11 protein-coding genes and 1 other annotated feature are annotated in these 13,940 nt (G+C 40.2%); of the genes, 4 read left to right on the plus strand and 7 right to left on the minus strand.

The genetic code is table 11. The features are described 5' to 3' along the window. Window positions 1-162: 162 nt before the first annotated feature. From thrC to thrA, 3 genes are read right to left on the minus strand one after another with little or no spacing between them, the layout of a single operon-like run. Window positions 163-1,455 carry a threonine synthase gene (gene thrC, locus HMPREF0693_RS10105; protein ID WP_004245220.1) on the minus strand — a complete coding sequence of 431 codons (1,293 nt, stop codon included), beginning with the start codon at window positions 1,453-1,455 and terminating at the stop codon, window positions 163-165. A 3-nt stretch (window positions 1,456-1,458) separates the two neighbouring features. Then, complete coding sequence (gene thrB / locus HMPREF0693_RS10110; RefSeq protein WP_004248956.1) at window positions 1,459-2,388, minus strand: homoserine kinase; 930 nt, start codon at window positions 2,386-2,388, stop codon at window positions 1,459-1,461. A gap of 2 nt (window positions 2,389-2,390) precedes the next feature. Then, window positions 2,391-4,850, minus strand: a complete 2,460-nt coding sequence (thrA, locus tag HMPREF0693_RS10115; protein WP_004245224.1) for a bifunctional aspartate kinase/homoserine dehydrogenase I — start codon at window positions 4,848-4,850, stop codon at window positions 2,391-2,393. A gap of 21 nt (window positions 4,851-4,871) precedes the next feature. Continuing rightward, window positions 4,872-4,990 (minus strand) — a sequence feature (Thr leader region). A gap of 678 nt (window positions 4,991-5,668) precedes the next feature. Between thrA and arcA the strand changes: the two genes are divergently transcribed. Beyond that, entirely contained in the window at window positions 5,669-6,385 is a 717-nt protein-coding gene (arcA, locus tag HMPREF0693_RS10120) for a two-component system response regulator ArcA (RefSeq protein ID WP_004245226.1), read from the plus strand. A gap of 183 nt (window positions 6,386-6,568) precedes the next feature. Here arcA and creA read toward each other — a convergent pair whose 3' ends face one another. Then, complete coding sequence (creA, locus tag HMPREF0693_RS10125; RefSeq protein WP_004245227.1) at window positions 6,569-7,045, minus strand: protein CreA; 477 nt, start codon at window positions 7,043-7,045, stop codon at window positions 6,569-6,571. A 201-nt stretch (window positions 7,046-7,246) separates the two neighbouring features. Between creA and robA the strand changes: the two genes are divergently transcribed. After that, window positions 7,247-8,149, plus strand: coding sequence for an MDR efflux pump AcrAB transcriptional activator RobA (gene robA / locus HMPREF0693_RS10130; protein ID WP_004245228.1), 903 nt, complete (start codon window positions 7,247-7,249; stop codon window positions 8,147-8,149). Between the two features lie 43 nt (window positions 8,150-8,192). Here the strand turns inward: robA and gpmB are convergent, their stop codons facing one another. Then, entirely contained in the window at window positions 8,193-8,840 is a 648-nt protein-coding gene (gpmB, locus tag HMPREF0693_RS10135; protein WP_004245229.1) for a 2,3-diphosphoglycerate-dependent phosphoglycerate mutase GpmB, read from the minus strand. A gap of 51 nt (window positions 8,841-8,891) precedes the next feature. Here gpmB and yjjX point away from each other — a divergent pair, with 51 nt between their 5' ends. Continuing rightward, a complete protein-coding gene (gene yjjX / locus HMPREF0693_RS10140) occupies window positions 8,892-9,431 on the plus strand; it encodes an inosine/xanthosine triphosphatase (RefSeq protein ID WP_004245230.1) in 540 nt (179 codons plus the stop codon). An 89-nt stretch (window positions 9,432-9,520) separates the two neighbouring features. Here yjjX and trpR read toward each other — a convergent pair whose 3' ends face one another. Continuing rightward, complete coding sequence (trpR, locus tag HMPREF0693_RS10145; protein WP_004248952.1) at window positions 9,521-9,832, minus strand: trp operon repressor; 312 nt, start codon at window positions 9,830-9,832, stop codon at window positions 9,521-9,523. Window positions 9,833-9,933: 101 nt separating this feature from the next. Further along, the gene (gene sltY / locus HMPREF0693_RS10150; protein ID WP_004245233.1) at window positions 9,934-11,853 is read right to left on the minus strand and encodes a murein transglycosylase; all 1,920 of its coding nucleotides are present in this window, start codon (window positions 11,851-11,853) and stop codon (window positions 9,934-9,936) included. A gap of 341 nt (window positions 11,854-12,194) precedes the next feature. On the opposite strand from sltY, the gene ettA reads away from it, so the two are divergent. Then, window positions 12,195-13,862, plus strand: a complete 1,668-nt coding sequence (ettA, locus tag HMPREF0693_RS10155; protein ID WP_004248950.1) for an energy-dependent translational throttle protein EttA — start codon at window positions 12,195-12,197, stop codon at window positions 13,860-13,862. Window positions 13,863-13,940: the final 78 nt, after the last annotated feature.

Raw genomic sequence — 13,940 nt, forward strand, 5'->3', positions numbered from 1 at the left:
TTAATTACATTAAGAGATAAAAACTAGTGTAATTCTCCTTAGCATTAAATGATTATTTTCTTATTTTTATTTGGGTATAAAATTATTTAAAACAATAAAAAAGCTCACCCTTATAGTGAGCTTTTTAATAAAAACAAAATTAATTAATATAAATAATTATATTTATTTAGGTGCTCGTTCTAACAAAAATGCTCTTAATTGAGAAAAATCTGCCGGTAAAAGATGCGATAGTAATTTTTTATCAGCACGCTCAGCTAATTCTTTTGGTAAAGGTAATGTATCACCTAAAATACGTTCGACATTTTCTTTAAATTTCGCCGGATGAGCAGTACCTAAAAATACCCCATATTCTCCTTCTTGTAGCTCATCACGTAATAGACGATAAGCAACCGCCGCATGAGGCTCTGAAATATAGCCTTTTTGTGCCAGTTCACGTACAGTTTCTTCCGTCGTTTCATCGCTCACAGCCCCATGCGAAAGATCCGATAACAGCCAACCTTTGCGACGATATAACTCTTCAATACGAGGCCAATTATTAGGCTGGCTAACATCCATCGCATTTGAAAGTGTTGCTATTGTCCGATGTGGTTCCCATTTACCACTATCTAAATAGCGAGGAACGGTATCATTCACATTGGTCGCCGCAATAAAACGTTTAACAGGCAATCCCATAGATTTAGCCAGTAATCCTGCAGTGAGATCACCAAAATTACCACTTGGTACAGAAATGACTAATTGTTGACGTTTTTCAGCTGGAATTTGTGCAACCGCTTCAAAGTAATAGCAGATTTGTGCCAGTAGGCGGCTAATATTAATCGAGTTAGCCGAGTTTAAATGCATGGTGTTCTTTAAATATTCATCATCAAATGCCTGTTTGACTAATGCTTGGCAAGCATCAAAGTCATCTTGAATAGCAACAGTATGAATATTCTCCCCTAATGTGCAAAATAGCTTTTCTTGTAATGGGCTGATTTTTCCTTGTGGATAGAGGATCACGACTTGGACATTATCTAACTTGTAGAAAGCATGAGCGACCGCTGCTCCTGTATCACCGGATGTCGCCGTTAAAATTGTAACAGGCTGGTCACCCGCGACTTCTGATAACATTTGAGCCATAAAACGGCCACCAAAGTCTTTAAAAGCCAGCGTCGGTCCGTGGAAGAGTTCAAGGCAACTAATATCCTCTTCTACTTGTGTCACTGGCGCAGGAAAAGCAAATGCCGTATTCACACGTTTTGCTAACACATCAGCAGGAATTTCATCACCGATAAAAGCACTTAAAATACGGCTACTGCGTGTTGCAAAGTCTAATTTTAATAGCGCATCAATTTCTGCTTGAGAAAATGAAGGCAAGTCTTTGGGAAAGAAGAGTCCTTGCTGTTTTCCTAAACCTTGTTTAACCGCTTGAGCAAAGCTGACTTGTTCTTGGTTATCTTTTAAATTATATAATTTCATTACTTACCCTATCTCTCTTGCGCCACGAGTATCTAAACGGCAGATGTGTACAAAGCCTTCATCGTTTTGTACATAATGTTGTTGTAACCATTGCGCCACATCTTGGGCAATAGCCAATGAATCAGTAATAGAAAACAGCGTTGGCCCTGAGCCTGAAATACCGCATGCAAGCGCGCCTTTTTGTAATGCAGCCTCTCTCGCTTTATCAAAACCAGGGAGCAACTGTGTTCGATAGGGCTCTGCAATCACATCTTTCATTAAGCTTGCGGCAAGTTTTGGTTGTTGTGTATGACAAGCATGAATAAATCCAGATAAATAACGACCATGATTAATAATATCAGCTTTATCGTATTGTTTAGGGAGGATAGCCCTTGCTTGTGCCGTTGAGACTTTGATCCCCGGATAAGCCATCACCCAATACCAATCGTCAAAAGCTGGCACAGGCTGACAAATAATGTCGTTTTGTTCCAAAATAAGTTGTAGACCACCTAAATAACATGGCGCGACATTATCGTAGTGCACACTACCGGAAATACGGCCTTCCAGCTCTCCCATCATTAATAATAAGTGGCTTTCACTAAATGGTTTGTGAGCAAATTCGTTTAATGCAACAAGTGCAGCCACAACAGAACAAGCACTTGATCCTAATCCTGAGCCTATCGGCATGTTTTTTTCAAGTGTCATCGAGACAGGTAATTGTTTACCTAATTTTTCACAAAATAGCTCCCAACATTGATAAACAATATTTTGCTTAGCATCAGAAGGTAATTTGCTAACAAATCGTCCTTTGCTGTGAAGTTGAAATTCTTGCGCCGCTTCAACGGTTACGCAATCTCCTAATAATTGACCATCAATAGGCGAAACTGCGGCTCCTAACACATCAAAACCGACACTCACATTGCCAATTGACGCCGGTGCATAAACTTTAACCACCTTTAAACTCCTAATTTCCATGATAGTGTACGTAATACATCTGCAAATACCCCAGCAGCAGTGACATCATTTCCTGCACCATATCCACGTAAAACTAAAGGAATTGGTTGATAGTAGCGAGTGTAGAAGGCTAGCGCATTTTCACCATTTTTTACTTTAAAGAGAGGATCGTTAGCATCAACGGCCATTATTTTGACTTGGCATTTCCCCTCATTGATGATCCCCACATAACGTAATACCTTCGCTGACTTTTGGGCTTCTTCGACTTTAGCATCAAACTCAACATCTACTTGAGGTAAGCGGTTTAAGAAACTCTCGACATCACCTGTACTATCAAATGAGCTAGGTAAAACAGGTTCTACATCAATATCACTCAACTCTAATTGATAGCCCGCTTCACGAGCGAGAATAAGCAGTTTACGTGCAACATCCATTCCCGAGAGATCATCTCTTGGATCTGGCTCTGTAAAGCCTTTTTCTTTCGCAGAAAGTGTCGCTTCAGACAAGCTTTTTCCTTCATCTAGCTGACCAAAAATATAAGAGAGTGAGCCAGAAAGAATACCATTAAATTGCACCAACTCATCGCCAGCATTAAGCAAGTTCTGTAAGTTTTCAATAACAGGTAAACCCGCACCAACATTAGTGTCATATAAGAATTTACGACGTGATGCTTCCGCTGATTGGCGAATTTGATGATAGTAATCCATCGACATCGTATTGGCTTTCTTATTAGGCGTAACAACGTTAAAGCCATTTTGTAAGAAATTGGCGTATTGCTGTGCAATCATTTCGTTTGAAGTGCAATCAACAATCACAGGATTGAGGAAGTGGTACTCTTTTTCTAAGCGAATAAGCTGACTAAAGCTAAAAGGCTCTTTAGCTGCTTGTAGCGCTTGTTGCCAATTATCTAAATCGATACCTTGCATATTGGTTAGCATCGCACGTGAATTGGCAATCCCACAAACACGTAGGTCGATATGTTTGTTTTTTAACCATGCTTGTTGACGATGGATCTGCTCGATTAGCGCGCTGCCAACACCACCAACACCGACAATAAAGACTTCTACGATTTGGTTAGTGTTAAAGAGCATTTGGTGACATAAACGCACCGCATTCGTCGCTGCATCATTGGCAATAACTGCAGAGATAGAACGTTCAGAAGAGCCTTGAGCAATAGCAACAATATTAATATTGCCTCGAGTTAAAGCAGAGAAGAAACGGGCTGAGATCCCTTTAAGGGTGCGCATACCATCACCGACAACCGAGATGATAGCAACATTGTTCATAATATCTAACGGATCAAGTACGCCATCTTTTAACTCTAGATAGAACTCTTCTGACAGTGCTTTTTGCGCTCTAATTAGCTCTTTTTGCGGTACACAAAAACTAATACTGTATTCAGATGAAGATTGAGTAATTAATACTACCGATATTCCTGCACGCGACATCACAGAAAAGACACGAGCCGCCATACCCACCATTCCCTTCATACCCGGCCCTGATACATTGATCATTGCCATATTATTCAGGTTAGTGATCCCTTTTACCGGCGTGCTGTCATCTTTTTGACCATCACCTATTAACGTACCCGGTGCTTCTGGATTGCCCGTATTTTTAATTAAACAAGGGATTTGAAATTGAGCAATAGGTGCAATAGTGCGTGGATGAAGGACTTTGGCACCAAAGTAAGAAAGTTCCATCGCCTCTTGATAGGACATGCCTTTTAATAGGTGTGCATCTGGGACGAGGCGTGGATCACAGGTGTAAACACCATCAACATCCGTCCAAATTTCACAACATTGTGCACGTAAACACGCGGCTAATACGGCGGCTGAATAATCTGAGCCATTACGACCGAGAACCACAAGCTCATTTTTTTCATTACCGGCAGTGAAACCTGCCATCAAGATCATATGATCTTTCGGAATATTAAGGGCGGAAATACGGCGAGTTGATTCAGGAATATCCACTGTCGATTCGAGATAATGACCTTGAGCAAGGAGATTTTTAACCGGATCAATGACGGTAACGTTATATCCTCTAGCTTGTAACACCGACTCCATAATGGCAATCGAAAGCTTTTCACCACGACAAATCATCGCAGCATTGATGCTATCAGGACATTGCCCTAATAGGGAGATACCATGCAGGATATGTTTAATCTCAGCAAACTCACGCTCAACTTTGTCTTTTAAGCCTTGGTAATCAAAACCAGGTTGATTTTCTCGTAAACCTTGCAATAGATTAGCGAAGATTTGCTCTGCTTCTCGTACTTGAGTGAGAGGTTCTTCTCCTTCTGCCGTTTTTTCAATCATTGCCACCAAGTAATTCGTTATCTTGGCAGGTGCTGATAATACCAGAGCGACTTGTCCCTGCTCTCGTTTTTTCTCAGCGATATCAGCAACATTCAGCACCCTTTCTGCATTGGCAACTGAAGTTCCCCCAAATTTTAACACTCGCATACAGCTCTCCTGATTTTTCGCCAAAAAAAAGCCCGCATTTCTCAATGCGGGCTTTTTCGTTTTTTGTTTTTTATATGCGACAGCCCGCCCCGCAATATAAAATTCCGGTGGTGGTGGTGGTAATAATTGTATTCATAGTCACTGGGCTGTAAGTACGCATAACAATCCTGTCTGTCTCAAAATTAGTTTGACCCTATACTGGTTAAAGCAAAGCGAGAGAGATGTCAAATTTTTTCTTTTCTATTGCCTCAATTTACCTACAATTTAAATAAAATTTATTCGAGCATTACTTATATTGTAGTATACATATTACTACTAATAAGGGGGAGTTACAGAAAATAACGCTACCATTTAAGAGTTACTTAGACATTTGTACTTTTACAAATAATAAGGTATTTTATTTCACTTCTTTTTTTGTAACAAAACTGGTAAAAAGATAAAATCTCACTATATTTAACATATATTTTTCTTTTGCATTACATAAATCAAATTATATAGTTAACTATTGAAATCAAGGTTAAGCTGTTATCTTGATTTTGATATGTGTCAACAAAAGTTAGCTTTTTAGATGGTATTTAATACAACAGGTGTTATATTGCTGTTAATAGACTATGGGCATTTTACATTCTGATTTTAACGTCCATTGTCAGTAAAATAGGTCATGTTTGTAATTAATAACGTGATGGTTATTTATCGAATTTTCATCTGGGTCTAATTTTGGCGTGCTAATAACAAAAATGAATAACCACACACCTTGCACACACAGAAGTTACACACAGATATCCTTTTTCTATTTTTGGTAATTTTAGGTAGCAAATATGCAAACCCCGCACATTCTGATTGTTGAAGATGAAGTAGTTACTCGTAATACCCTGAAAAGCATATTCGAAGCTGAAGGGTATATCGTACACGAAGCCACTGATGGCAACGAGATGCATAATATTCTGTCCGACCATGATATCAATCTGGTTATTATGGATATTAATCTTCCTGGTAAAAACGGTCTTCTATTAGCCCGTGAATTACGTGAACAGGTAAGTGTTGCATTAATGTTCCTAACAGGTCGTGATAATGAAGTTGATAAAATCTTAGGCCTTGAAATTGGTGCCGATGATTACATCACTAAACCATTTAATCCTCGTGAATTAACTATCCGTGCTCGTAACTTATTGTCACGCACTATGAATTTAGCGAATGGCACAGAAGAGCGTCGTTTAGTTGAAAGCTATAAATTTAATGGTTGGGAGCTAGATATTAATAGTCGCTCTCTTATTAGCCCTACAGGTGAACAGTATAAATTACCTCGTAGTGAGTTTCGTGCGATGTTACATTTCTGCGAAAACCCAGGAAAAATCCAAACTCGTGCAGAATTACTGAAAAAAATGACGGGTCGTGAATTAAAACCTCATGATCGTACTGTAGACGTTACCATTCGTCGTATTCGTAAACACTTTGAATCAACCCCTGATACACCTGAGATTATCGCTACTATCCATGGTGAAGGTTATCGTTTCTGTGGTGATTTAGACGAGTGATATCAGTGTTACCCTAGTAAAAAATAATGCTAAAAACCCCGGATTTCAGTTTCGGGGTTTTTCTTTATTAAAGCATAAAAGATAAAAATTGATCTTAGCGACTATTTTAAATAGAAACTAATTTATCAACTAAAAAAATTTCTTACACTTAATCTTATTAATTTTGTTAATTAATTAAAAAAATTACTCTTTCCATGGCATGATGGGTACTGCACTAATGGCATTTTTCGGTGAGCCATCGATAACCTTATCAGAGTAAGTAAGATATATCAGTGCATGGCGGTTTTTATCGTAAAAACGCACCACTTGTAGCTTTTTAAAGACCAGTGACGTTCTTTTTTGAAAAACAACATCACCACGATTTTTACCTTTTAAGACTTTTTCGCTTAATTCGATTGGCCCTACTTGTTGGCAAGAAATAGCCGCATCGGCGGTATCTTCAGCAAGCCCTAAACTACCGGAAATGCCCCCTGTTTTAGCACGGCTTAAATAGCAAGTGACATTTTTGACTTCAGGATCATCAAAAGCTTCAATGACAATTTTATGATTGGCACCAAAAAACTTAAAAACCGTATCGACATAACCAATTTCTTCAGCTTTCACCATTATTGACATCGGAAGCAAGATAGAAAGTGTGAGTATCTTTTTGAAATTAAACATATTAAATTTATTCCATAAAAAGAAGAAAGAATGATTTTGTCTAGGATAAAGCAAACTTTTGTTAACTGGTAGAATAATTTGTATACATGACTCATTGAAAAAGACTATATTTCATCTTTATCTAACAATATAACTTGTTATAGACGTTCAGGCTATTTACCATCTACAGCATAAATAAACGAATATGACTAAGGGAGATGTATGGATCAAACCAACATCATACGTGATTTACTCGCTTGGCTTGACAATAATCTGGATCAGCCACTATCCCTCGATAATGTCGCAACTAAAGCGGGTTACTCTAAGTGGCACCTACAACGCATGTTTAAAGAAGTAACGGGGCAAGCGATTGGTTCTTATATTCGTTCGAGGCGTCTATCTCGCGCGGCTGTGGCATTGCGTTTAACAAGTCGTCCTATCTTAGATATCGCTTTACAATATCGTTTTGATTCTCAACAAACATTTACTCGCGCCTTTAAAAAGCAGTTTGATAGAACTCCAGCCCTATATCGCCGTTCTGATGAGTGGTGTGCTGTAGGTATTTGTCCTCCAATAAAATTAGATCCTCAGCCTTTGCCTAAATGGGCATATGTGCAATTACCGGAGATAAAATTGATTGGTATTGAACAAACTTGTAGCCATACACTAGAACAATGGGCCAATGCTTGTTCCGATATGCGTCAGACATTTTGGCAAAATTATATTACTAAGGTAAACACTATCCCCCATGAGGTTTATGGTTTGCACCATACGCAACACAGTGATGAGCATGAAGATGAACAGCGCGTTATCTACACCACCGCCGTTGAGCCTGCTTATGCGAGTTTTGTAGAAGATGATACTGCTTATGAAGTCATATTAGAGGCTGGCGATTATATTCGCTTTGACTTCGAGGGAGAGGCAAAACGAGGCGCCATGCAGGAATTTTTATTCTTAATTTATGGTGTTTGCTTGCCAACCATGGGGCTTACTCGCCGTAAAGGACATGATATTGAAAAGTATTATCTTAAAGAAGTGCACTATGACAATGTGATGACCGCCGAGCCACAAGATCATATTAAGCGTTTTGAGTATTATATTCCCATTAAACGCGAAATGGCCTAACAATAAGACTCTCTTTTACAGCAAAGAGAGTCTGTTATTGTCATTAACGCTGTACTTCATCAAGAGCGATATCAGTAAGATGACTCACATCCCCTGCTGTTTCGATTACCCATCCATTAGCGAGCCAAGGACTGTTTTGATAGTCCACTCGTGAAATTGAACAGTTACGTAGTCTTAAACGTCGTTCAGCGTAAGCAGGTAGGCCTAACACAGTACTTAGCAGGCAACCTAATGCAATACCGTGACTCACCAGTAAAGGACGGCTATGCTCTGGTAACGCCAAGCAACTGTTTAAAGCAGCCTGCATACGATTAGCTAATTCCACCATGGATTCTCCTTGGGGAATTCGTCCATCAGGTGTACCATCAATTAAACTCTTGCGCCAAGCTTCTTCTTGTGTATTTAATGTGGCGATCTCTCGCTGTTCAAGAACGCCCATATCAAGTTCACGCAAACGGGGATCCGTGATTACGTCACAGCGACAAGCTTGTGCAATAATCTCTGCCGTCTGACAAGTCCGGCCAAGATCACTAGAAATTATGTGGGTAATACCTGCTGATTTTACTCTTTCAGCAACTTGTTGTGCCTGTCGCACACCCATTGCTGTTAGTGGGCTATCAGATTGCCCTTGTATACGTCTCGCCACGTTCCACTCAGTTTCACCGTGGCGAACAAGATAGACCTGTAACATACATTTTTTCCGTTATACTGCTCTAATTTTTCAAAGGATGATTAACTCATTATGTATCATGTCATTGCAGCCACTACGAATCCAGCAAAAATCAACGCGATCAAACTCGCCTTTGAGCAAGTGTTCGGTAAAGATACCTTTGATATTGAAGATATTAATGTCGATAGCCGCGTTCCACAGCAACCTATTGGAAATACAGAAACGAGAACTGGCGCACGCCAACGTGTGATGGCCGCAAGACAAGTACGTCCAGAAGCTGACTTTTGGGTAGGTGTTGAAGCGGGTATTGAAGACGATATGACTTTTGCTTGGATTGTTATCGAACACGAGCAAATTCGCGGTGAATCTCGCTCAGCCAGTTTAATGCTACCGGAACAGATCTTAAAAGGTGTTCGTGAAGGTCGTGAACTTGGCGATGAAATAGCATTTTTAACCAAGATTGATAATATTAAGCAAAAAGGTGGCGCTATTGGTTATTTTACTGATGGTTTATTAAGCCGCACTTCTGTTTACCAACAAGCGATTGTATTAGCTTTAGTGCCCGTCACTCATGATATTTATAAACAACTTAACAAAAAAGATGATGAATGAGTGATTAAATAGTCCTCTTGTCGCTATTTTAGAAAAATGCCATTTAACCAACTGATTAAATGGCATTTTTATTTCTAACGAATAGGCAATTATTTTTTTATCATAAGCTCTTTTTCAAGCCATAATTTCACATCATGGGGTGCTGTTTTTAAGCTATTAGAACCTCTGGTAATAGTGGCGATGCCAACCCCTAATAGCTCTTTTAGCTCTCGTTGACTTAATTCCCCACGCATTAATTCTTGAACAATACGCACTCTTGTTGCTAATGCACTGCGCTCATCTGGCGTCATTAAAAGTTGTAAAACAGGAAATTCAACTCCCTGTTCAAACGCTTGGCGTAATAACTCAACAAAACGTACCCAGTGTTCATTCTCTTCTGGTGATAATGCAGGATCTAGCATAGTGGGAACCTCTTCTAGCCACACTCATAAACTAGTACAAACTATAGCATATTTTATCCTGTGACAAAGAGGTTCCATTAATAAATCGCTTAATTATCTCATTAATAACGACTATTCCACTCAGTTTGAGTTAATATCGGTTGTTGCTCTCCGGCAAAATAGCTATAAAACACCGCAAATGAGAGTACATTTTTGACATAACCACGCGTTTCTGCGAAAGGAATACTCTCAATAAAAGCAATAGCATCTAGTTGGCTATTAGCATCAGATAACCAACGGTCAACCCGTGCAGGACCTGCATTATAGGCTGCACTAGATAAAATACGGTTTTGATTAAAACGCTGATAAACAGAATCAAGATAAGCGGTACCAATTTCAATATTTTTAACCGGATCTGTCAGTTGCGCACTACTTGCATACCCGGTAATACCTGCTTGTTTTACCGTGAACTCTGCGGTTTTCGGCATCACTTGCATAAGACCCGTTGCCCCAGCTGAAGAGCGAGCTTGTGGGTTCCATGCACTTTCTTGGCGAGCGATCGCCATCGCATAATTGCGATCTATCGCTTTATCTTTCGTATATCGTTCAAATTCATTTTGCCATGCAAGTGGGAAACGCTCTTCTAAATGGTTCCACATTTTACCAGTAATCGTTGCTTGTACTGCTAAGTCAGCCCATTGTTGCTCAAAAGCATAACGCGCTAGTTGAGATTGTGTGGTAGCAGGCTGGGTGGCAACATAATTTGCCCACTCAGTACGCGCTAAATTATCCATTTGCCAATACATTAATTCGCGTACTCGTTGCACTTCAGGTTGCTGTGGAATTGTGGGTGAAACACTTGGCGCTTTGTCTATTACCATAACATAAGGTTTACCTAGCTTTTCAGCCGCCACCATAGGATAAAAACCGCGATGTTGCGTTAGTTCTTGTAAAAGCGCTTGTGCTTCACTGTTTTTACCTTGCGATTGCAACACCATCGCTCGCCAATAACGCCACTCCTCTTTATTTTTACTTTCAGGTGATAATCTTTCTAACCATAAAGCTAATTCTGCGGGCTGATTTTGGCTTAACGCTAAACGCACACGACGCTCACGCAGGGTATCTGAAGCGGTATCTTGTATCACACTATCACGCCATTTAGCCTGCTCTGGTGTGGCATATGGCATATATTGCCAAGCGACCGTATCACGCATTAATTGGCGTTCAGCTGTCGTCATTTTTTGAGCTCTGGCGATACTATCAAGCTGTGCTCTTGCACTATCGGCATCTTTTCGCGCCCAACGTGAAAATGCGGCTTGTACAATATTACGCGTAAAATCTGTTGGTGAAAGTTGTGTGGCATAACGAGCAACCAGATTAGGGTGATCTTGTAGTTCAACAATGGCATCGTTAATCGTTTGATAATCCATCGGCAATCGCTTAGCTAAATAAGTTGCTAACCCAGTATTACCACTTTTTATTGCTAAATTAATCCGCTCTAACACTAATTCAATGCTTAAATTTCCTGCTTTTTGCCACTCATCAAATAGCGGATCACAGCTTGAAGGCATAGAAGTACCGTTTAACCACGCTTCTTTTGCACCAACCCACGCCGTTTGTTTATCCCCTGTCGCCCATTTAGCATAATAGTAGTTACACCTTGCTGCTTTAGGCTTAGGAGGATTAGGACTAAAAGTCAGTAAGTTTTGCCACTCTTGACGTTTTGCTAACTCATTAACAAACAAAGAAGGTAGTGCTTTCGCGGGTGGCAAAGTTGGATATTTTTCGACAAATTCAGTCACCACAGCCGGAGCGACCACATCAAGATTGTCGGTAATTTGGCGATATTCAAGATAGGGATAAAGAGGATAATCTTGTAATGTCGGTAATAATTTTTCAACTTGTGCTGTATCTTTAGCATCCCAAGCTGCTTTAATTTCTTGGTAACGTGTTCGTTGTTCACTTAATGAATCTGCTTGTGCCCACGCAGAGAAACACAATGTACTAATTGCCAAGACGAAGGACCACTTTTGCTTAACCACGTTACCTCTCCCACCTCAAATTTAAACATCCAAAGAATAAATACATTAGCTAATATGATAATCATTAACAATGTTAGTTCCCTCTTTAAATGAAATTTTCCTCACTTTTCGAACAAGCACTCAAGGATGATAAAAACCTCTCTTTTACCTAAGGTTTTCTTTTATAAATCGGGTATACTGGCGACTTTCATCGTTTTCGGGTCTTTGGCAAAATACTGACATTGACTTTACTATTGTTCATTTAGGTGTCATATATTCATTGCTTATTTACATTCTTTTGTGTTTAACGCAAAAACTGACACTTCAGATAAAATCTCTTTTATAATCAAAGGGTAATTATAGTGGCTCAATACGTTTATAGTATGTTGCGTGTCGGGAAAGTTGTTCCCCCTAAGCGACATATCCTTAAAAACATCTCACTCAGCTTCTTTCCGGGCGCGAAAATTGGTGTGCTTGGTCTAAATGGTGCCGGTAAATCAACCTTACTGCGTATCATGGCCGGTATCGATACCGATATCGAAGGTGAAGCACGTCCACAACCGGGTCTAAAAATTGGCTACTTGCCACAAGAGCCAAAATTAAACCCACAACAAACGGTTCGTGAAGCCGTTGAAGAAGCGGTAAGCGAAGTCAAAAATGCACTCAATCGTCTTGATGAAGTGTATGCAGCTTATGCTGATCCTGATGCTGATTTTGACCAACTGGCAAAAGAGCAAGGTCAGCTAGAAGCGATTATTCAATCTCACGATGGTCATAATCTTGATAACCAATTAGAGCGTGCAGCAGAAGCACTACGTTTACCAGATTGGGATGCCAAAATTGAACATCTTTCTGGTGGTGAACGTCGCCGTGTGGCTATCTGTCGTTTACTGTTAGAAAAGCCAGATATGCTGTTGTTAGATGAACCGACTAACCACTTGGATGCTGAGTCTGTTGCTTGGTTAGAACGCTTCTTACATGATTATGAAGGCACTGTTGTGGCGATTACCCACGACCGTTACTTCCTTGATAATGTCGCAGGATGGATCTTAGAACTTGACCGTGGAGAAGGTATTCCGTGGGAAGGTAACTACTCCTCTTGGTTAGAGCAAAAAGATGCGCGTCTTGAACAAGAAGCAGCCACTGAAGCCGCTCGCCATAAATCAATTCAAAAAGAACTTGAGTGGATCCGCCAAAATCCTAAAGGTCGTCAGGCTAAAGGTAAAGCTCGTCTTGCTCGCTTTGAAGAACTCAATAGCGTTGATTACCAAAAACGTAATGAAACCAGTGAGCTATTTATTCCACCTGGACCTCGTTTAGGGGATAAAGTGCTAGAAGTGAGTCACCTCACTAAATCTTATGGTGATCGCGTTCTGATTGATGATTTAAGTTTCTCCATTCCTAAAGGCGCTATCGTCGGTATTATCGGTCCAAATGGTGCCGGTAAATCAACGCTGTTCCGTATGATCTCAGGTCAAGAACAACCCGATTCAGGAACCGTGACTTTAGGGGAGACCGTGAAACTGGCCTCTGTTGATCAGTTCCGCGATAGTATGGATGACAGCAAAACGGTTTGGGAAGAAGTTTCTGGTGGTCAAGATATTATGCGCATTGGTAACTTTGAAATCCCAAGTCGCGCTTATGTGGGCCGCTTTAACTTTAAAGGCGTTGACCAAGGTAAACGCGTTGGCGAACTGTCCGGAGGTGAGCGTGGACGTTTACACCTTGCGAAACTTCTCCAAGTCGGCGGTAATATGTTGCTGCTCGATGAACCGACCAATGATCTGGATGTTGAAACGCTACGCGCCTTAGAAAATGCGCTATTAGAATTCCCAGGTTGTGCTATGGTCATTTCCCATGACCGTTGGTTCCTAGACCGTATCGCCACTCATATCATCGATTATCAAGATGAAGGTAAAGTCGAATTCTTTGAAGGTAACTTTACTGAATATGAAGAGTATAAAAAACGGACATTAGGTAACGAAGCTATCCAACCTCGTCGCATGAAATATAAACGCATCACTAAGTAATCATTATTTAGCTGAACGCAAAAAAGCAGAGCTCACCCTCTGCTTTTTTATTATCTCTCTTTACGTTTTATTGGCTCA

Source organism: Proteus mirabilis ATCC 29906 (assembly GCF_000160755.1).
GTDB classification, from domain to species: Bacteria; Pseudomonadota; Gammaproteobacteria; order Enterobacterales; family Enterobacteriaceae; genus Proteus; species Proteus mirabilis.